Source organism: Spiroplasma endosymbiont of Glossina fuscipes fuscipes, from assembly GCF_049669535.1.
GTDB lineage: Bacteria > Bacillota_I > Bacilli_A > Mycoplasmatales > Mycoplasmataceae > Spiroplasma.
In genome coordinates this window covers 610,108-631,596 of sequence record NZ_CP187162.1, presented here as the reverse complement: position 1 = coordinate 631,596, position 21,489 = coordinate 610,108, and the positions used below count along the sequence as shown (strand labels likewise).

Annotated in this window: 18 protein-coding genes, 1 rRNA gene, 1 pseudogene and 1 riboswitch; of the genes and pseudogenes, 2 read left to right on the top strand and 18 right to left on the bottom strand. The window is 27.9% G+C overall.

Going from position 1 to position 21,489, the window contains the following annotated elements; translation table 4 throughout:
* Positions 1 to 10: 10 nt before the first annotated feature.
* The 15 genes and pseudogenes from ACOBWH_RS03655 to ACOBWH_RS03585 all read right to left on the bottom strand — a co-directional run bounded on the left by ACOBWH_RS03655 (position 11) and on the right by ACOBWH_RS03585 (position 19,202).
* Positions 11 to 4,111 carry an FtsX-like permease family protein gene (locus ACOBWH_RS03655; protein ID WP_424527163.1) on the bottom strand — a complete coding sequence of 1,367 codons (4,101 nt, stop codon included), beginning with the start codon at positions 4,109 to 4,111 and terminating at the stop codon, positions 11 to 13.
* Between the two features lie 38 nt (positions 4,112 to 4,149).
* Positions 4,150 to 4,896 carry a hypothetical protein gene (locus ACOBWH_RS03650; protein WP_424527161.1) on the bottom strand — a complete coding sequence of 249 codons (747 nt, stop codon included), beginning with the start codon at positions 4,894 to 4,896 and terminating at the stop codon, positions 4,150 to 4,152.
* Positions 4,897 to 4,914: 18 nt separating this feature from the next.
* A complete protein-coding gene (locus ACOBWH_RS03645; protein WP_424527159.1) occupies positions 4,915 to 5,190 on the bottom strand; it encodes a hypothetical protein in 276 nt (91 codons plus the stop codon).
* Between the two features lie 279 nt (positions 5,191 to 5,469).
* Positions 5,470 to 6,051: a nucleoside 2-deoxyribosyltransferase gene (locus tag ACOBWH_RS03640; RefSeq protein ID WP_424527157.1), complete on the bottom strand. Its 582-nt coding sequence runs from the start codon at positions 6,049 to 6,051 to the stop codon at positions 5,470 to 5,472.
* A 2-nt stretch (positions 6,052 to 6,053) separates the two neighbouring features.
* Positions 6,054 to 6,674, bottom strand: a complete 621-nt coding sequence (locus tag ACOBWH_RS03635; protein WP_070406673.1) for a bifunctional 4-hydroxy-2-oxoglutarate aldolase/2-dehydro-3-deoxy-phosphogluconate aldolase — start codon at positions 6,672 to 6,674, stop codon at positions 6,054 to 6,056.
* A gap of 3 nt (positions 6,675 to 6,677) precedes the next feature.
* Positions 6,678 to 8,663, bottom strand: coding sequence for a transketolase (gene tkt / locus ACOBWH_RS03630; RefSeq protein ID WP_424527156.1), 1,986 nt, complete (start codon positions 8,661 to 8,663; stop codon positions 6,678 to 6,680).
* Positions 8,664 to 8,708: 45 nt separating this feature from the next.
* Complete coding sequence (locus ACOBWH_RS03625; RefSeq protein WP_424527154.1) at positions 8,709 to 9,332, bottom strand: deoxynucleoside kinase; 624 nt, start codon at positions 9,330 to 9,332, stop codon at positions 8,709 to 8,711.
* An 18-nt stretch (positions 9,333 to 9,350) separates the two neighbouring features.
* Positions 9,351 to 10,062, bottom strand: a pseudogene (gene deoD / locus ACOBWH_RS03620) (purine-nucleoside phosphorylase).
* A gap of 381 nt (positions 10,063 to 10,443) precedes the next feature.
* Positions 10,444 to 10,614: riboswitch (cobalamin riboswitch) on the bottom strand.
* A 177-nt stretch (positions 10,615 to 10,791) separates the two neighbouring features.
* Complete coding sequence (locus ACOBWH_RS03615) at positions 10,792 to 12,327, bottom strand: hypothetical protein (RefSeq protein ID WP_424527401.1); 1,536 nt, start codon at positions 12,325 to 12,327, stop codon at positions 10,792 to 10,794.
* A 279-nt stretch (positions 12,328 to 12,606) separates the two neighbouring features.
* Entirely contained in the window at positions 12,607 to 12,807 is a 201-nt protein-coding gene (locus ACOBWH_RS03610; protein ID WP_424527152.1) for a hypothetical protein, read from the bottom strand.
* 108 nt (positions 12,808 to 12,915) lie between these two features.
* Entirely contained in the window at positions 12,916 to 15,063 is a 2,148-nt protein-coding gene (locus ACOBWH_RS03605; RefSeq protein ID WP_424527150.1) for an ATP-dependent RecD-like DNA helicase, read from the bottom strand.
* Between the two features lie 15 nt (positions 15,064 to 15,078).
* Positions 15,079 to 16,212 (bottom strand): tRNA 2-thiouridine(34) synthase MnmA, encoded by a 1,134-nt coding sequence (gene mnmA / locus ACOBWH_RS03600; RefSeq protein ID WP_424527148.1) that lies wholly within the window; start codon positions 16,210 to 16,212, stop codon positions 15,079 to 15,081.
* A gap of 79 nt (positions 16,213 to 16,291) precedes the next feature.
* Positions 16,292 to 18,082 (bottom strand): ABC transporter permease, encoded by a 1,791-nt coding sequence (locus ACOBWH_RS03595; RefSeq protein ID WP_424527146.1) that lies wholly within the window; start codon positions 18,080 to 18,082, stop codon positions 16,292 to 16,294.
* Positions 18,083 to 18,405: 323 nt separating this feature from the next.
* The gene (locus ACOBWH_RS03590) at positions 18,406 to 18,930 is read right to left on the bottom strand and encodes a DDE-type integrase/transposase/recombinase (protein ID WP_424527399.1); all 525 of its coding nucleotides are present in this window, start codon (positions 18,928 to 18,930) and stop codon (positions 18,406 to 18,408) included.
* Between the two features lie 119 nt (positions 18,931 to 19,049).
* The gene (locus ACOBWH_RS03585; RefSeq protein WP_424527144.1) at positions 19,050 to 19,202 is read right to left on the bottom strand and encodes a hypothetical protein; all 153 of its coding nucleotides are present in this window, start codon (positions 19,200 to 19,202) and stop codon (positions 19,050 to 19,052) included.
* A gap of 155 nt (positions 19,203 to 19,357) precedes the next feature.
* Here ACOBWH_RS03585 and ACOBWH_RS03580 point away from each other — a divergent pair, with 155 nt between their 5' ends.
* Positions 19,358 to 19,438, top strand: coding sequence for an IS3 family transposase (locus ACOBWH_RS03580; RefSeq protein WP_424527397.1), 81 nt, complete (start codon positions 19,358 to 19,360; stop codon positions 19,436 to 19,438).
* Here ACOBWH_RS03580 and ACOBWH_RS03575 read toward each other — a convergent pair.
* Entirely contained in the window at positions 19,431 to 19,616 is a 186-nt protein-coding gene (locus tag ACOBWH_RS03575) for a transposase (RefSeq protein WP_424527142.1), read from the bottom strand. The genes ACOBWH_RS03580 and ACOBWH_RS03575 overlap by 8 nt on opposite strands.
* Before the next feature lie 192 nt (positions 19,617 to 19,808).
* Positions 19,809 to 20,282: a hypothetical protein gene (locus ACOBWH_RS03570; RefSeq protein WP_424527140.1), complete on the bottom strand. Its 474-nt coding sequence runs from the start codon at positions 20,280 to 20,282 to the stop codon at positions 19,809 to 19,811.
* 197 nt (positions 20,283 to 20,479) lie between these two features.
* Here ACOBWH_RS03570 and ACOBWH_RS03565 point away from each other — a divergent pair, with 197 nt between their 5' ends.
* On the top strand, positions 20,480 to 21,289 hold the full coding sequence (locus ACOBWH_RS03565; protein ID WP_424527138.1) for a GNAT family N-acetyltransferase: 810 nt from the start codon (positions 20,480 to 20,482) through the stop codon (positions 21,287 to 21,289).
* A gap of 61 nt (positions 21,290 to 21,350) precedes the next feature.
* Here ACOBWH_RS03565 and rrf read toward each other — a convergent pair.
* Positions 21,351 to 21,457: ribosomal RNA gene (gene rrf, locus ACOBWH_RS03560) — 5S ribosomal RNA — on the bottom strand.
* Positions 21,458 to 21,489 lie beyond the last annotated feature (32 nt).

Below are 21,489 nucleotides of genomic sequence, written 5' to 3'. Positions count from 1 at the left end.
AATCCCCTCCTTAATCCGCATTCATAATCGCAATTAATGGATTAATCCGATTCATACTAAATCAACTAATTAAATAAGCAATAAAGTACAGTAATAACCCACTCCCAATTGCAATAATTGGAATAACTATATTCATAAATAATGGTAGTACTAACCCAATTTTAATCAAAATCATATTGGAAATCGTTAAGAAAAGTCACCCAAAACCAAATCCGGCAATTGTCATAATGATAATGATTGGAATATACATTCCAATAACTAATTTTGTAATATACCGATTACGATATCCTAAAACTTTCATTGTTGCAATAATGGTTTGGTTTTCAGCAATTACAATATTACTTGTTAAAATAATAATCATAAAACTTAACACAAAGGAAATTCCAATAATAAAGAATACAACTCCGTTAACAGCTTTTGCAATATTTCCTAAGATTTCTTTCGCTTGCTCAATTGGCATTAAAGTGCCAAACGCACTATTTGAATATGATGGATAAGAAATTCCTGTTACTGGTTTAATTCCACCATTTAGACCATAGAAACTATAATCACCAAATAATTGACTTGTTCCTAAACCCGCTTCAATATCATCAACTTTACTACTATTTGAAATTTTATAGTTAAAAATAGGATATTCATTTTGAAAAACAGCAATTCAATCAATCTTACTTGGCACTGTTTTTCAATATTTGACAAATTCATCTCATAAATGATTATTCCCTGCTGTAGCAGGATGTTGTTGAATAAAAGTTTCTAACATATTTAAACTAGCTTTATTTGCTGGTGAAAACTCCTTATCTGTAGCAAATTTAACAAAAGAATTTGTTCACTCATTTAAGAATAACCGTAATAAATAATCCCTGGTTTTATCATATCCCAACAATTGTTGAGCACGTTCTTCGTTAACTCAAGCACGAGCGGCACCAAATTGATTAGTAATCCCAGTAACCTTAAATTGTGATGAATTCGTTTGATTAGTAATTGTGTAACTTCCATTAACAATTTTATCGTTTAAAATTGTTGATTTTGTAAAGTTAGGGTCAGTTATATCAATGCCACTTTTTAAAACATATTCATTAGTGTTTTCTTTTAAAACACTATTTTTATAGTTATTATCTCCATTAAACATTAATTTTCCGACATTACCAACAGCACTAGTCCCGGTTACCTCACTTGCGTCTCATTCTTGTAAAATACTATCAGCTGTGACACTAGGATCACTTGCCAGCAATGCTCTTTGAATAATACGCGGTTCAATCGTATCTCCAACTTTAACTCCTAATCGTTTTGCTAATGTTTCGTTTAAAATGATGTTATTATTTGATTCTAATAGTTTTTGTTTTAAATCTTCCTTATTTTTATTAGTTAATACTTGATTTTTAAAGGTTTGATTAATTCCATAAATTTTAAAATCAATGCTGTTAAGTTCAGCATTAACCATTGTTCCTCGATCATCAAATAATGGGTTAAAAGGAATTACCCCAAAAGTTAAGTTAAAATTACTGTTTGGTGTTTTAAAAGCTTCTTGCATTTTAACACGAACTATTTGTGGTGAACGTGAATAAACTCCTTGAATAAAACATTGATTAACATTGTCAACAAAATAAGCATAAATTCAATTATATAAATCATACATTGGTTTTTTTAAACGAGTATTAAAGTCACTTCCTGTTCCTGAATCTAACACATCATAAAATGACGTTGATAAGGGTTGTTCTAAAGCTGGACGAAAATGATTATTATCTAATACAATAACAGCATTTCCTTGCCCAAAATCTCTTTGATAATCACTTTGTGTAAACATTTCTTGGTCTAGAGTATTATTTAAACTAATATTTCCAGTTTGATCAAAATACTTGTCGCGTTTAATATTTAAAGCTACCGTATCTCGATATTTTCAATAAAATAATCGATAATTTTCTAAAGCACTAATATTTTCGCGTGCCGTTTCTGTTGTTCGTAAATATTGTTCAATTGTTGTTTTTGTTAAACTATTTAAACCATAATCCTTATAATCACCTCATGATGTTGTACAAATTGCTCTTGATAAACCAGCATCCTTTGATTGTAGTTTTTTACTTTCTAAAAACTCTTTTGAAATGTTACGATATAATAATGACCGCATATCTTCAGCATCATATGTTGGCGCATAATTTTCAGGATTAATTTGACCAGTTTCAAAATCTCTTAAATATTGGTTTAAATCACTTGTCATATTCGTATTTGGTAAAAAACTATTTTTACTATCTCATGATTTTTGACTTGGATCATAAGTTTTTAAAAAAGTTGTTGGTAAATTATAAATTGGACTATTATATTCAACTAATGTTTTGTAATTATCTCCTTCATATGAGTAACGAATATTGTTTTGTAAAATAATTGGAATTGTCGTTGACATTGTAATCATAATCGTACTAATAATCATTGTTAACGAAACACCAACCATTTTTCCTAATGAATTTGATAATTGCACCGCTTGAAAACGAGCATCAAATGTTTTACGAATTGCAAACATTTTATAAACTGCTTTTTTCAACCGTCCATTTGAAAACGATTTTTCCTTACGAATTAATTGTAATGGTGTTCGTGATACCATCATAATTGTCCCACTAATCATTGTGACACAAGTCAATAAAACAAAGATAAACAAAACACAAGTTAATAATGCCATTGGTGCAAAAACAAAATTGCCATATGGTAAATTAAAATATGAACCAAATAAGTATTTAATTGTAAATTGGCCGCTAATTCCACTGGCATAACCAATTACACCACCAATTAATGCAATCATTAATGGATATGAAATATAACTAAGGGTTAATACTCGACGACGATATCCTAATGCCCGTAATAACCCGTTCTGCGGTCCGGTTGCATCAATTTGACGACGAACAACTAAGATTAAGACAAAAAAGCAAATAATTAATAAAACGGTAATTAAAATATATGACCCATTAATAAAGGCATTTAGTGTTGTTGTAAAATAAGTAATCCGTTTTGCAAATTCATAACGGTTATCAGTTCGAAAAGTAGCAACTGGCAAACCAATTGATAATGTTTTAACATAATATGAATGTAACCCAATATGTTGACCCTGCTCACTATTAAGATAATTATTAATCGTTTGACTATAGACGCTGCGAATTTGATCTTTGTTAGTCTGTTTAAATTTTCCAACATAATAAATTTCACGATCTAACTGACTTTCTGGAATTAACACCTGTCTTGTTAAATCTAACGCTGTTACTTGATAATGTTTTCCTGTTGTATCAGTCGCTTCTGTTTCAACTAGTCCAAATAACCGCGGATCCAAATAAGCAATTCCTTCGTTGTGCATGTTCGGAAATGGATGAGATGCATCAATGATTGGCGTAATATAATCTGCAGATTGACCAAGACCAACCACCCGAAATCAATTCTCATTACTATATGGTGATGTTGGCAATCATTTATTAATATCTTGATGCGCATATGGCTCTAAATTAACTTTTTGCAGTTCACTATCCGCAACTTTAATTGTCGTTCCATAACGATCTGTTTGTAACCGAATAATATCATTAATTTTAATATTATTTTTCTGCGCAAATTGTGGCGTTAAATAAATTCAATGCATTGTTTCACGATTAATTGATTCTCAATATTGTTCATAAAAAGCGATTGGCATTCCATCAGAAACAACAAACCGGTCAATTGTTTGCTTCGGATTTAATGTTACCGCTTTAATAACCTTATTATTCCCCAAACTAAATGTCCGTGCTTCAACACGATTATAAGAAAAACTTTCATCCTTATTATTAACTTGTTGTTTAATAAACTCTAAAATAGCATTCTGACGAATATTCCCATCAGTAATATTTTCAAACTGATCAGCACCCCCATTCAGATTTTTAACATAATTAGTTTCATTAAAATTAACAACAAAATCATGTTGATTACTTACTTGTTCAGAAATAAAATTATTATAATTATTTCCAACACGCTGTTTTGAAACTTCAATAATTGTAAAAATAAAACTAGTTAAAAACACCAAAATAACTAATCCAACAAACTGAATTTTATTTTTAACTGTGTTTTTAAAATTGTTTTTAAATAATAACTTAAAACCAGGCATTTTTTCACACTCTTTCTTTTATTTTTTGATATTTGAATTTAGTTAAAAATAAAACTAGGTGGTGTTGATTGTTTTTTAAATTGTGTTAGTAACTCTGTTTTACGCAAATTATCAATAAGACAAGTGCATTTCAAAAATCAGCAATTTCGTACAAACCCTTTAAATAATAACATTAATAAAAAAGAAAATGACAATTGTTGATTCTGATAAAAAATATTATTTGCTAATGTTATTTCTCAAAAGGTTTGATAACTAGAAAAAATAATATCATTAATGTTTTTTAAATAACCAATATATAGACGAAACAGTAATAACATTGCAATAAAACTAAGGGTAAAAATCGCATAAAAGACATAACAAAAAATTATAAGAAAAGAATATATCGCTTTATAACTAATTATTATTTTTAATTGCATCATTAATGAAGTTTCGCCAAAAAATAAAAAACCAGAAATTAAGAAGATATTTCCTAATCATAAAATAATAATTTGTCAATTTGAATATAAGATTACTTTTCAAGTAAAAAGCGTTTCTCTTTTAATTTGTTGAAAATTAACTAAGATTTGTGCTAGAATTCCAATAAAAAAAAGAAAAATAATACTTGATAAAAATAAATATAATAAATTTAAAGTAATATTTAAGAAACTATAATTATTTTCAAGGTTAATAATTGAAAAAGATGATGAGAAAAAAATATATCCTAAAAAAAGAATAAAGAAAGCATTAATAAATTTCTGATATTTTGTAATAAAATTTATCTTCATTTTCATCACCATTGCTTTCATCGTATTTTGCTCATTTTATTATAACATTATTTTCCCCTTTAAAACCGCAGTGCATAACACTATTGGTGCAATTTGAACTGATCCGATTAGTAAGTACAAAATGGCAGCTAATGTTCCAAAAGGAGCAAAATAACCAGTTGTCATAACAAAAGACAATAATGCAAAAAGAACAAAAAGTCCCAATACTATTGATGATATAACAATTGATAAAATACAACCAGCACGACATAAACTATCTGGTTTTTTCCCTTCAAAAGAATTTTCTGAATTTCCTTGGATATAATTTGAATCCATTTATTTTTAATATCCTCCTTTAATATTTTCTAATTTATAAATTAAAAGTTTAATTTATTCCTATTCTATTTTTTGTTTATTGTTTATCAATATTATTTAAATAATGACATTAAAATAACTTAAACAATTGATGAAAATTAGTTTTTTCATAATTAATTTGTAATCAAATGTTTGACACAATTAAACCATAACATTTTAACATTAAAAAAGCAATATTTTATTTTTTTAATTCTAAAATATTGCTTTTTATTTAAATAATTTTACTTTAAAACAACTAAGTTAAATATGACAATCAAAGCCATGATACAATTTATCTTCTTTAAAGATTTCTTTTATATCATATTTCTGGCGATAATTTGTTATATCTCCTGTTTCAATTGCTTTAATTGCCGCACATGCCATTGCATGTGAACTACATAAAGTAATTTGTGGAACATTGCCACTATTTAACTGTTCATAATATAATGCTCCAGTTAGCATTTCATTTAAACCGAAACCAGGGCATTCTCCTCTTAAAATCCCCTGTTGTAATCGAAAATCAGAAATAATTGGAAATAGATATTTTTTCTTATTATGGATTGCTTGTTCTACCATTAATCCAAATTCCATATGCGTTCCAGAATCTCAGCCATCTAATTCAAAAATAACATAATCAGCGGCGGTCAAACCAGCATAATCTAATTCAAAAATTGCTTTATTAGTTGGACGAACTGTTTGATTTGTTTCAAAATCAACTGGATTTCCAATAATAAAATCTGGAAACATTGCTCGTAACCGATCTCCTTCTGTTTTTCGTGTATTTCATTGTGCTTCAGTGAACATACTCCCAGCATTATAAATTACTTTTTTATTATCTTGCATTATTATCCTCCTTCTTGGCTAATTGTGCTAATCATTGTTTGTATTTTTTCTTGTTCAAGAATTTTGGTATTAATATCACCCGTTACAAAAGCACCAACCGCTACTAAGTCATACCCCAAATCTTTTGCTTCTTTTAAATTTGTTAAATTAATCCCACCAGAAGCCATATATATTTTTGTTGGAAAAAAGGTTTTTAACGTTTGAATAAAATTTAATTTAAAAGCATTTGCTGGAAAAATTTTAATAATTTCTCAATTGGCATTAACAATATTTGTGACTTCTTGTAACGTCATTGCTCCAGGAATATATAATAATCCTTTTTGATGACAAAAATCACTAACCGCACGGTTAAAAACGGGCCCGACTAAAAAGTGTGCTCCTGCTTCTGCCGCTAATATTGCCTCTGCTAATGTTAAAACGGTCCCAGCCCCAATTAAAATTGTTGGGTATTTTTTACGTAATGCTTTAATTAATAATTCAACCTTTGGAATTGTAAAAGTTAATTCTAAACATGTTACTTGCAAATTTATTAGCATTTCACAAATTTGTTGAGCAACATTATAATCTTGATTACGAATAACATAAAAAACTTTCTGTTCTAAAACTTTGGGTAAATTATTCATGGTCTAACCTAAATATTTTTCAATTCTTTGAATAATAGCACCTTGATCTAAACCCTTGTATTTAATAACAGCATCAGCACTACCTGATAAACCATAATCATTAACACCAATCACTAAACCAGTTTTACCAACAAATTTATATCAAACATAATCATTAGAAAACTCAATGGCAATAACTTTTGAAAAGTTTTTTGGAATTACTTTTTCTTGATAAGCTGGTGGCTGTTGTTCAAATAATTCAACACAAGGCATTGAAACAACACGAATATTCGCTTTCATTGTTTTAGCAGCAGTAATAGCAATCGGCACTTCTGTCCCCGTTGCAATAATAATTGCCGTTAATGGTTTTGCCTTATCTTCTTCAACAATAATATATCCTCCTTGTAAGGTTTGTTTATAACAAGTTTCAGCTAATTGATATGGGGTATCTTGTCGCGATAAAATTAATGCTGAAGGTGTTGTTTTTGTTTCCACAACAAGTTTTAAACAACCAATTGCTTCATTAATATCGGCTGGTCGCAAAACATTTAAATTTGGACAATTTCGTAACATTGCTAATTGTTCAACTGGTTGGTGTGACTTCCCATCAAAACCAACCCCAATTGAGTCATGTGAAAAAGCAAAAATAACGGGTAAGTTTTGAATACACGCCATTCTAATACATGGTTTCATATAATCAGAAAAAATTAGAAACGTTGAATTAAAACTTTTTAAACCTTGATGTAATTCAATCCCAATGCTAATTGTTCCAGCCGCAAATTCTCGAACACCAAAATGAATGTTATTATTTTGGGGACTATTAATTGTTCATGACCCATTATAACCAATAATTTTTGTCGCTGTGCCCAAATCAGCACTACCACCAAACATATTATTATGACATTTTTGTTGATAATATTTAAAAACATCACCCATAATAATTCTTGTTCCTGCTTTTTTATTTTTATCAGTTGTTAACAAAGACTGAAAAGCATCTAATTCAACAACGGGAATAGCAAATAGTTGTTCGTATTCTTTTGGAAAAGCAGTTTGATAAGCTGCTAATTTTGTTGATCATGTTTGATATACTTCTTGACCACGTTTAATAAAAGTATCTTTTCAATAAGTTTTTACATCCGGGTCAACATAAAATTGGGGATGTTCAAAATCATAGAAAGTTTGAACTTGTTGCATTTCCTCGGGAGTAAATGGTGACGAATGCATTGGTGAACCTTGTTTTGGATGACCATAACCAATAATTGTTTTACACTCAATTAAAGTTGGTTTATCACTCTTTTGCGCTGTTGCAATTGCTTTTTTAATTGCTGTCAAATTTTCATCAGCATTATCCACTCGAATATAATTTCAATTTTGTGCTTCAAAAAACTGTTGATAGTTTACTTTTAAAACTTCATCACACTTTGTATCTAGTTGACAATCGTTTGAATCATACAACATAATTAACTTATTTAACTTTCATACCCCAGCTAGTTGGATTGCCTCAAGCGCTCCCCCCTCTTGTAAGTCACCATCACTACACAAAACATAAGTATAGTGATCAATAATGTCATATCCTGGTTTATTAAATTTTGCTGCTAAATGTTGTTCTGCTAATGCCATCCCAACACCATAACCAACACCTTGTCCTAATGGCCCCGATGAGTTATCAACTCCTGGTGTTATTCCATATTCGGGATGAGCTGGTGTTTTTGAATTAATATGACGATAATTTTTTAAGTCATCAATTGATAAATCATAACCAGCAAAGTGTAAAATGGCATATTGAAGCGTTGAAGCATGCCCTGGTGATAAAACAAAACGATCACGGTTAATTCAATCAGGGACAGCTGGATTAGCAATTAAATTGTTTAAGTAAATTGCTTGTATCATTGGGGCCGCACTTAAAACAATTCCCGGGTGGCCAGTTTTATTATAAATGATTGGATCTAAGCCTAAAATTCGTAAATTACTTAGGCTTTTTGTTTCAATATTATTATTTGTATCTTTCATTTAATTTTCCTCCTAATAAATTTAAAATATCAACGATAATTATTTTTAAATTAAACAAGGAACTTTATTATCTATCATTAATAATTTCTGCATAATAAAGGTCATCTTTTCCGCAAAATTATCGTTATCAGCATCAACAACAATGAAATAATAATCATCCTTTAGTTCATCATATAAGACCTCATATTGTTCATTTAATTTTTCCCAATAATGGTATGGTGTTTCTAATTCTAATATCCGGCCACGTTTATTAATCCGTTCAACTGCTTTTGCTGTTGAGACTTTTAAATAAATAATGACATCAAAGCCTAATTTTTGTTTTAAAATTGGCGTAATAACATTTTGAAAAAAACGATTGTAAACTTTAAAATCAACATCATTCATAATTTCTAACAAATGTGAAACCCGAACAAAAACAGGATCTTCTAAAATTGTGCGGTCAAAAACAGTATCTGCTAAATTATCAATTTCAAAAAATTGTTCAATTCTGGTTGTTAACATATAAATTTGCATCTTAAATGCAAATCCCTTCATATCCTGATAAAAATCATTAAAATATGGGTTTTCTTCTAAGGGTTCTTTAAATAAATTATAGTTTAACTGTTGACATAATGCTTCACTAACTTTTGTTTTACCAGCACCAACAGTACCAAAAACAGCGATTTTCATCTTTTCTCCTCCATTAGGCTATTTAATTAATTGCACTGCCGTTGCTAATGCTAATTGCACCATTGCCATAAAATTATTTTGACGTTCCATTGCTGAAGCTGCTTGTTTTGTAACAAGATTGTCAGAAATAGTTAGCAATGTTGCTGCTTGTTTTTTTAGTAACAATTGCATTAGCAAACAAGGCATATGTTTCCATTTCAACAACATCTAAATTATGTTTTTCGGTAAATGATAATGAATCATCATAACGATAAAAAACATCAGCAGCATGGGCAATACCAGTATGTGTCTTAATTCCTTGCTTTAGCGCCACTTCTTCAATGGTGTTAAATAAGTTTTCACTTGCTGAAATCAGATTATCATCAATATTTGCGGCAATCTTTGCATAATTACTTTCCCCAAACGCTGCACGAACATTAAAAATATCATATAGTTTAAGTTCTGACTTATAACTACCTGCTGAGCCAATGCGAATAATATAGTCAACATCATAAAATTTAAATAATTCATATGAATAAATTCCAATACTTGGACAACCCATCCCACTTCCAGCAATTGTAATTTCAATGTTCTGATATTTCCCCGTATACATAAACATATTCCGAACCTCATTATCTAACTTATAATCTGTTAAATATTTTTCAGCAATTGCTTTTGCTCGTAGCGGGTCACCAGGCATTAAAACAACCTTTGCAATATCAGTTTGTTTTGCATTAATATGTGGTGTCATTTTTTATTTCCTTCCTTTATTGGATTTACGTTCCTATTAATTAGGTTATTATTTAAAATGTTTTTTATTAAAAATAAATTTAAACAAAACGAAAAGGAATATTTTAATATATTCATATAAGAAATGTTTAATTAAGAATTTTATTTAATAAATTAAGTTAACAAAAAATTAAAATTATAAAATATTTTAAAATTAGTTTTATTAACTTAAAAATTTTTTAATTATTATTATTTCAAATAATGCCCTAATAGGATTATCGCTTTAAATTAACAACTAAAAAACGCTTTTTGACGTCTTTCAAATTATTATTTAATAGTTTTCCACTAATAAATAATTAATTATCCAACCCCAGGGATAATAACTATAAAGGCAGCACCGATAAATATCAATGTTTTTTAGATCGGTCTACTGGCTCAGTTTCACTTTACTCGCTATTCCTTCTCAAGAAGTATCTTCTCAATGGCATATGTTAGCTTTCATCCACTTTACAGTTGCTGGGACAGCCTAGGATTTGCACCTAATTCCCGTAACATCCAAAATTGCTTTTTAAAGTTGTTAAAGTAATAATATAAAGTTTAATTTTAAAATGCAAGTTAAAATTAAACTTTTTCCTAAAACAAAAAACTTATTTTAAAATTATTTATTACTTATCAAATATTCATACGAAACAACTAGTTTTATTTTAAATAAATAAAAAAGCAAGAATTTTCTTGCTTTTTTAGGTTATCCTTATTTTTTAGTAAATTGCAATATAAATAATGTTGATGTTCAACCCGTATAATACACAGCATTATTTGTTCCAAATATTAAATCAAAATTTCAATCAGCACGACGACGCAATGAAAAAGTATCTTTGGCATCATTTAAAGTAAGATTATACTGTTTTTTTGCTCAATTACCCGTTGTAAAAATATTTAATCCTGATAAATTTTTGGCAGCATCAGTTGCTTTAAAATCATCAATTAAAATTTTTAAGACTTTTCGATAATCATATTTTGGTAAAGCTAAGATCTTATTAAATGCATCCTTACTAAGATGCCAAACCCCTGAATTTTTATTTGATTCAAGACGGAAATGTTTATAGAAAGCAGTTACTAACTTACCATATTCCATTAATTTTTTATCCAAACCATCTTTTGGAATTTCAACTTGAACTTTTAAAGCTTCACCATTATTCATAACGGCGCCAGATAATGGAAATCCAGCAACTTGGATTTTTGCTAAATTAACATTAAAATATGCTAAATTCAAATTATTATCCCCGGTATTAAAAATATTAACTAATGAACGATAAAATTTAACAAAATTTTCTGGCGTAATTTTATCTGGTTGATAACCCATTCCGGTTCAAACATAAGAAGCTGTTTTTTCATTCACAACATCAACCCCATTTGTAGTATTGTTAATAGCACTTGTTAATAACGTTAATAATGATATTGAAGAATTATATTTAATACTTTCAACAAGGTTCTTTAAATCAGGATCTTGCTCAATTGCTGTTTTTAATTTATTAAAAATAATACTATCTAAATCAGCAAATCCTTGTGTATAATTAATATTAAAATTATCATAAATTGATTTAAAACCATCAGTTTTATCAATTTGAAATGTTCCTTCATTAATGAAAAAATTCACAATTACTTTCGACAGTTTTTGTACAATCCCATTTAAGACGTCTTTCATTATTTTTGGATTATCAGTAATAACATATTGAATAAAGTAATTTGAAGTTGTTGATAAATTTTTAAAATTAACCTTAAAATTAAAACTAAAATCTAAGCGCGCCGCCTTAGTATCTTTCACAGTTGAATTATTAGATACCTTTGCCAATTCTTCTGTATCAATAAAATTCAAATTATATTTGAAACTATCTTCAAATAAATCAATTGGTTTTGTATCAATATAATAATTTGAATAATCATTAATAATTTGCTGACTTACATTATTTAAAGTTGCCATAAAACTAGTTTTTAAAATTTGTAAAGCAGCAACAACTTTGGAATCAGTTGGATCCAAGTCTTTACTTTGGCTGTCCTTATTCACCATGGCATATAACTCATCAAATGTTGTTTGATAATCTTTACTATCAATTGTATTTTTAGTACGTGCATATTCTAAAAAGGCATTTGAAACCCGTTGCGAAATTTTATTTAAAGTCTCAGCATCCTTTGCCGCTCCAGTATTTGAATCATCTGATTCGTTCCCATGGTGACAACTAACAATTGTGCTAGCCCCCGTTACAGTAAAAGCAGAAATACCCAACACCGCCAATAGTTTTTTTATTTTTTAACTCTCCTCTTTGTATATATTTTCGCTATATAATCATTAATTATGACCCAAAAAAAAAAAAAAAAAGCAAGTAGGTAGGTCCCTATCTTGCTAGCAATATTACTGCGCCCAATTTTGTTCAATTCCATAATACTAAAAGACGAGAAGTATCTCATTTCATCTAGTACAAATTCACACATAATTATAGAAAAATATTAGAATTGAAATCCCTTTTGCTTTTTGTTACTTGCTTTAATAATAAAAAAATACATTATATTAGTTAAATAGCGCATAAGGAAAAATAATATCATAGGGAATATTTTTCAGTAACGGATCATTTAAGTACATTCCAAATCGAGACGATAAATAACCAGTATATAAAAGCGGATAAATTAAATAAAGACAAAAGACTTTCTTAAAATATTGGCGATTAGTCATTGTTATTTTTTCTTGATGCATAAATAAATAAACAATCATTAGGATTGGTGTTATTAAGTGAAAAAATAACCCCCCTAAAATACCACCAACATTAATTGTCTTGGCTATTAATTCAATATAATTTTAAAAAGTAAACTAACTTATCTTTTAATAGTTTTTAATAACTTCTTGTAATGTTGTTCGTCGTTTTTGTGGCAAATTATTAACTCCATACAAAAAAGCATTTTGCTGTCCAATTAAATATAAGTTTGTTTTTGCTCGGGTAATTGCAGTATATATTAGATTTCGTTTTAACATAATTCAAAAACTTTTGGTAATAACAAAAATAATATTATCGTACTCACTTCCTTGTAATTTATGAACACTACATGCATAAGCTAAAGTAATATCATAGTACATTTCTTTATTATATTCAACAATGTTGTCATATTTTACTAGTAAAACATCATTAAAGTTTTTATCTTTTTTAATATCAATAATAACGCCAACATCACCATTATAAATTTCTAATTCGGGACGATTTTTCAATTGCATTACTTTATCATTAACACGAAAAGTTCGATAACCAATTTTAAGTTCTTTTTGACCATAAGAACGATTTAGTTTATCTTGTAAATAAGTGTTTAACATGTTAATGCCAACAGGACCATTATACATTGGAGCAATCACTTGAATTGCATTATAATCTCCCGCTTTTTCTTCATTAAGTTTTTGATATAAATCACCAATTGTCGTTAATAATAAATGGGGATCAGTTTCTTCAATAAAAGTTAAGTCTCTTTTATTTAATAAATCATATTCAAAATGATCTTGTTCAATCGCATAACTTAATTCTAAAATATCGTTCCCCGCCTCTTGCCGATAAACTTCTTCTAACTTAATAACATTAAAAGCATCACTCTGGATAATATCACGTAAAATATCACCGCAAGCAACAGAAGGTAACTGATTTGGATCACCAATTAAAATTAATTTTCGTAAATTTAAACTAGCTTTAGCAATCTGAGATAATAATAAACTATCAACCATACTAACTTCATCTAAAATTAAAATGTCATTTTCTAATGGATTATTTTCATTATAAAAAAACTGATTTGTAATTGCATCATATTTTAATAACTTATGAATTGTTAATGCTTTTTGTCCTGTTTTCTCTCGTAATCGTTTTGCTGCTTTTCCGGTTGGGGCTGCTAAAACAATTTTTGATTGTTGATAAACTTTTTTTAAAATGTTAACAATTCCATCAACGACAGTTGTTTTTCCAGTTCCTGGGCCACCAATAATTACTAAAAAATTCGAATCAACAGCAGCTTTAATCGCCTTCGTTTGATTTATATTGTAACTAATTTGTTTTTTACTTGTTAACTCCTGAACATATTTTTCTAGTTTTTCTTCATCATATTGTTCTGTTGAATTTAAACCGCCTAACATTGCGGAAATATTTAGTTCACTATGATATATTTCAGCAACATAAATTTTATCGTTTTTAAAAATTAATAAATTAATTTCTTTACTATATTTTAATCCAGTTAAAATAGATTCCTTTGTTAAATTATCAAAATGTTTTTGCAAAATAGTTGTTAATTGTTCTAATGTTAAATAAGTATCCCCAGTATTATTACAAAATTCTTTTGCTAAATACCAAGCATAATAAGCAATTCGAATATTACTAAGCGGATTTTGTTCAAATGCCAAGTAGATTTTATCAATTGTTTTAAACGAAATATTATCTTTTAATAACAATGAATAAGGGTCCTTTGTTAATAACGCATAAATTTGGTCAACATTGTACTTTGTCTTTAATAATGACAAAACTTGTAAAGATAACCCTTTTTGATTAAACTGATGATTTAATTCATCATCCCGACTCATTGTCTGAAATGCTTTTGCTATAATATCGGCTTGCTTAGAAGTAACCCCCGGGATTTGCTTTAACGCTAATACATTTGCTTTAATTTTACTAACAACATCGTTTTCATAATAATCAATAATACTTTGTGCTGTCTTTGGCCCAATCGTTGGAAACAAACTACTTGTTAAATATTTTAAAACTTCATCATTACTTTGAGGAGCAATTTGTTTTAATTCGTTAACTTCAAAACTTTCTCCATAACGATTATTATAAACAAATTCACCAGTTAATTCATATAATTGATCAGGTTGTAAAGCTGATAAAAACCCTTTAATAAAAATAAAATGTGTTTTATCTTTTTCTAATTGAAATTTACAAATCCGATAACCATTCTTTGATTCAAAAACAATTAATTTTAAATAACCACGTAACTTTTCAGCCATTACAAAACTCCTTTCTTATAAATAACATAGTTTTTGATCATCTAAATAAACTTCATCGATTATTCCCCCGCCAAGACAAACATCACCATTATAAAAAACAGCCGCTTGTCCAGGAGTTATTGCTTTAACTTTACTATCAAAATGAACAAGACATTTATCATCACTTAAAATTGTTACTTTCACTGGAATATCTTTTTGACGATAACGAAATTTCGCCGTACAATTAAATTCATTAGTTTTAAGAGTGTTAATTCAATTAACATCTGTTACAAAACAACTAGTTGAATATAATCATTTTTCTTCACTACTTTTTGCAACATATAAAATATTTTTCTCAACATTTTTCCCAGCAACAAAATATGGTTCTGTCATGCCACCTAAATTTAGTCCTCGTCGTTGACCAATTGTATAATACATAATACCATTATGGGTTCCAACAACTTCTTTTGTTTCAATATCAACAATTTCACCATTTTGATTTGGAATATAATTTTGTAAAAAACTTTTAAAATCACGTTCACCAATAAAACAAATTCCTGTTGAATCTTTTTTATTTGCTGTTATTAAATTTTGACTATTAGCAATTGCTCGAACTTCTTTTTTTGTTAAATTTCCTAACGGAAAAATTGTTTTTGCTAATTGTTGTTGATTTAATTGACTTAAAAAATAAGTCTGATCTTTATCAGCATCAACTCCCCGTAATAATTGATATTCATTTATGGTTTCATTAAATTGCACTCGTGCATAATGTCCCATTGCAATAAAATCAGCTTGATAATTATTAATCGCATATTTTAAAAAATAATCAAATTTAATATATTTATTACATAAAATATCTGGATTTGGAGTACGCCCCTTTTGATATTCACTAATAAAATATTTAAAGACATATTCTCAATACTCTTTAATAAAATCAACACGATGCAATGGAACTTTCAAAGCATCGCTAACTTTTGCAGCATCATTATAATCAACTTCTTGTGGACAAATCGGATTATTAATTGCTTTATTCCCTAAGATATCATTATTTAATTGACTATCCCAATTTCGCATAAACAGACCCTTAACTTGATAGCCTGCTTGTTGTAACAAATATAGGCTGACAGAAGAATCAACGCCTCCTGACAAGCCAACAACAACTTTTTGCATTTATATTCACTTCCCTTATTAATAATATAATTAGCAATATTATTTTAACATTATAACACTAAGTTTAAAAAACTTAGTGTTATCTTTTTTGACGTTTTAAGTATAAAATTTCTATTAGCATCAGGATATTTGCTAATATTAAAAAACTATAACTAACAATTTGCATAATACTACTTGTTAAAACAAAATTATTATTCTTATAAAAATAACCATACAAGGCGATTCCCATTATTGCTCCTAAAAATAATAAACCAAGCGGTAAAAAAAGAAACAATTGGATTTTAAAGTTAGGAATAACACTAAATGGCAAAATAATCACAATAGCATAAACACTAAGTAATATAATCATAAACAACCGATTACTCAAAAGATAATCTTCGTTAGTTTGAATAAAATCAAATTTGCCAAAAGTTGTTGTAATAAAATTATATAAATCCAATGATGAATTATTAATTCAATTATTAAATATTAAAAAAGTACTACATAAAAGAATTAGACCAACAATAGCGATAATCCGTGCCGTTAAAATAACTGGATTTCGTCAAGTAATAATATTGTTTTTTCTAATTTTGCTAATTTTTTGCCTTTCGTTTGGGAGTTGTTGAATTTTATAACTATTACTAAAAAATGTTGTTGCTTGAACAGTATTTTTTTTATTTTCTTGCGTTAGTTCTTCATCATTAGAATTAACATGCTTGTCTTGCTTTTTTCCGCGGATTCGTTTAATTTTAACATTTGCAGCTGGTTTTACTGATTTAGCAGCAGGCAACGGGGTATCAAATAAACTAGTATAAAAATTATTTATTCGATAACTTCCTACTGGTTCATCAATTTCAATTGCTCGTGATGTTTCAGAATCATCTTTTTGCTCTAACGACAAATCAGTTACCGTATCTTCTTCTTTTTTAGGAGTTTCCTCTTGATGATAATATTTATTAGTAGTGTGATCAAGACCTAAATTTGGACGTTTTGTAATATCTCATTCCATAACATCAGTCTCATCATAAACCTGTGAAGCACAATCAAGTGAAACTTTTAAATTAATGCCCTTATCTTCTGGCTTAGCTGTTGATTGTTCAGAGGTATTTGTCTGCTCAAATTTTGGTTCTTGTTTACCTAAATTTATTGTATTAGCAAAAAAGGGTTGTGATTTTGCTCAAGAAGAATTTTGTTGCTTTTGCGTTTTATTATTATAGCTTTGTGTTACAATGATATCTTTTTTGGGCGCTGGGTTTATAGTTGTAACCTTAGGAAAATGCGCTGCTAAAATTGATTTTGGTTCTGAAACAGTTTCATTTTTAACAACTATTTCAGTTGTTTTATCAGGTGATTCCTGCTCAGTTTTTTGTACAATTTTTTGTGCAATAGCACGTGCTTGTGCTTTTAACAATGTACGATCAACATTAATCCGTTCATCTTTAAGAGGACGATGGCCTGGATTATAATTAAAATGATTTAAATCAACCTTTTTGGTTATTACTGGTGGTTCTTGCAAATAACTGTCATAATGAAAAAGTGCTTTTTCATCAAATGTTGCTTTAATTTTATCTAACCGCTGATGAAAATTTGTTTTTTCTTGTTCTAACTTCTTTACTTGATTATGTAACACTCTTAATGCATCAGGGTTATCAAGATTTAAATTTAATTCTCGACATTGGGTTAATGAAAAAGAATAATTTTGTTCAAGCATTTGTTTTTGAAGAGATGGTTTTGTTGCAAAAAAACCATTATTAAAAAAATGGCTATTTTCACCACTAAAAAAATGCGACTTAGTAATTAAAGAAGGCTCTTGATAATCAGTATCCTGATTATCAAGAAGGCCTTGCTTAATTGGTTTAATTTTTAAAATTTTAATGTCATTGCTCTTCATTATTTAGCACCCACTTTAATTAACCCCAAAATCTATATAATAATTATATCCTAAAACCACTAAAAAATAAAGCGTTATTAGTGTTTTAAACGCTTTATTGTTATCCTTAATTATGTCACAATTATTTTTAATAATTTAGATTTTTAGTTTAATAAAATCTAATTATAAACAATTTTTGTCATTTCATTATTAAATATTAAAGTAACTATTATCGATAATGATGTTCATTTTTTATTTAATTTTTTAATTTGAAATGAAAGTTTAAAATAAGTTGCTGTCCATGGTGTATAAAAAATTGAATTTCTATCATATTTATTTTTTGATTAATAGATTATTGCTTTAAAAAATAAAAAAAGTGGTTTGGAATGGCAAGGGTTTTTTGGACAAATTTTATATAGAGTAAAGATTTTTATATCAGTATGAAATATTTTAATATTTTCTAAAGAAAAATTAAGTTTGTTAAAAGTACTCTCAACTAATTTTGCATCTTTATGAGAACTAACATCATAGCTAATAATTTCACGATTAAACAAATCAATCAATAAACATACATAATATCATTGATTATTAATTCAAACATAAGTTAAATCACTAACAACAACTTCATGTAATTTATAATTATCAAAATCTTGATTTAACAAATTATTATATTTGTAAGTGATATCTTTGTTATTATGATGTTTATATTTAATTTTTGTATAATTTGAAATTAAATTATATTTTTGCATTATTTGACTAATTTTTATTCGTGACAATATAATATTTTGTTGTGCTAACATAACTTTAATTTTTCTTGTACCATAGTTTTTTCTACTTTTTAAGAAAATACTGATAATAGTATTATCAATATGTTGGGCTTGACTAAGTTTATTTGATTTTAATTGATAATAAAATGTTGATCTAGCAACTTTTAGTGTTTTACATAAATTAGTAATTTTATACTTTTCTTTGTTATTTTTTATAATTACTATTTTTTGCCTATTATCAGTGCTGCTTGCTTTAAAATATCATTTTCCATTCGTAATTGTTTGTTTTCTTTTCGCAACTGAATAAGTTCATTTTCTTCAACAGAGCAATTGTCTTTAGCTTTAAAAGAACCTGAATTGTTAAATTCATGCACTCATTTTCAAACAGTGGATTTACCAATTTGATAGTCATTAGATAATTGACCAGATGTTTTGCCTGATTTATAAAGACCAACAATTTGTTGTTTAAAATTGTAACTTAATTATAATCTTTTACTCTACATTATTGTTGTCCAATTTATCTTAACTCATCCAATATAATAATACTCGTATTCATAGCAAATTAAATTATTTATCACCAATCCAATATAAAAATCTTTACTCTATATAAAATTTGTCCAAAAAACCCTTGTCATTCCAGATCCTGAATTGTTAAATTCATGCACTCATTTTCAAACAGTGGATTTACCAATTTGATAGTCATTAGATAATTGACCAGATGTTTTGCCTGATTTATAAAGACCAACAATTTGTTGTTTAAATTCATCGGTATAATGATTCTTTGCCATATAATTACACCTCCATTGTAACTTAATTATAATCTTTTACTCTACATTATTGTTGTCCAATTTATCTTAACCCATCCAATATCCATTTTTATTTAATCATAGTTTTTTAAATTATTTAGATGAAACAGATTATAACTTCCAGGTTAAACTTTCGAAAAAAAACACTAATAAAATATCAGTGTAAGTTGTTAATTAATGTGAAACTTGATCTAATAATTTTTGTCATTTTTGTGACTCTTTTTCTCATGATTCTTTTGACAAAATCACTTTTCGATCACGCATTGCACTTTTAACTCGGGCAATATTTGTTAAACGTACTTGTTTTTTAGCACGTTCTTCATATAATGCATTATTTTTTACAATTTCTTCTTTGCGTTTTTGTTCTAATATATGAATTCGTTCTTGTTCAATTTTATCAACATCTTTTATTTTTGCCGAAGCTTTAATTTCTTTTTGCTTTGCTAAAGCAATTTTTGCTTCTCATTTCTTTGCAGCCGCAATAGATGCTTCATTATTTCTTTTGATTCATTCTTCACGGATTACTTTTTCTTTTGCTTCTTTTTCATCAGTTTTAGTAGTTAAATCTTTTCCCTCTTCAAGAATTTGTTTTATTAAATCAACTACTGGTAACTCTTCTTGCATAACAACTTTCTTTTTTACTGTCATAAATAAACTCCTCATCTTTTTATGTTTCGTTCCTATATAAGAATACTTCTTGATATTTTTACATAGACTATTCTAATTATATCAAAAAATGACAAAAATTAAAGAAAAATACCCATTTTAACAAAATAAAGTTTTAAAAAAATATTTTGATTAAGTAAAAAATGATAAAATTATTCTTAGTAAGAAGGAGATAAATTATGTTAAATTTTAACGATGAAAAACTAAATAAGTTAGTAGCAAATTTTATTCATTATATGGTCGACCCAAAACATGATGATGGAAAGCAATTTATTGAAATTGATTATAAAAATTTCTTTCATCACATTGATTCGCGTGAATCAAAAAGTAATTTAAATATTGTTATTAGTTCTCACTTAACAACTGCCGACCAGTTTGCTAAAGCAGGTGAAATTATTGATCAATATCACGTTAATAAAACCCCTTTTACTTGATGTACGATTACAGTTGACAATAACCAAGTTGAAAAATCATTTTTTGAAAAAAGTGGTTTACAACACTTTGAAACCGCACTAGGAATGCTAATTGATTTAGCAACTTTTAACACACCTAATCGTGAAAACTCTGATGAACAATTCCAGGAAGTAACATCACAAACAACCGTTCATGATGTTGTCAAAGTTGTTAATGATGCCTTTGATTTATCACTAATTGACCTGGCAAAATACCAATCAATTTGAGAATTAAATCAAGTACAAAAAATTAGTTACTTAACAATTTTAACAAAAAATAACATTCCAGTTTCAACCGGAAACTTATACTTTGAACCGGAATTAGCAATTATTGATGATATTGCAACCCATAGTGATCATCAAAAACAAGGTTATGCAAAGGAAATGTTAATTCATTTATTAAACCAAGCAAAACAAGCAAATTATCAAACTGCTGGTTTAGTTGCCACTCCCGATGGGCTACCATTATATGAAAAACTTGGTTTTAAAACTCAAAAGTTATATTTTAATGTTTATACAATGCATTATTCAAAATAATAATGCATTTTTTAATGCCAAATTTATCAAATTAAAAAAGGCTTTAAATAAGCCTTTTTTAACCTGGCACTGCCCTATTTTCACCTTGCGGCTATCGTCGGCGTGATAGTGCTTAACTTCCGTGTTCGGGATGGGAACGGGTGTGTCCACTATGCCATAAGCACCAGATCACTTGAGTGGAATTATCCTCTCAAAACTAG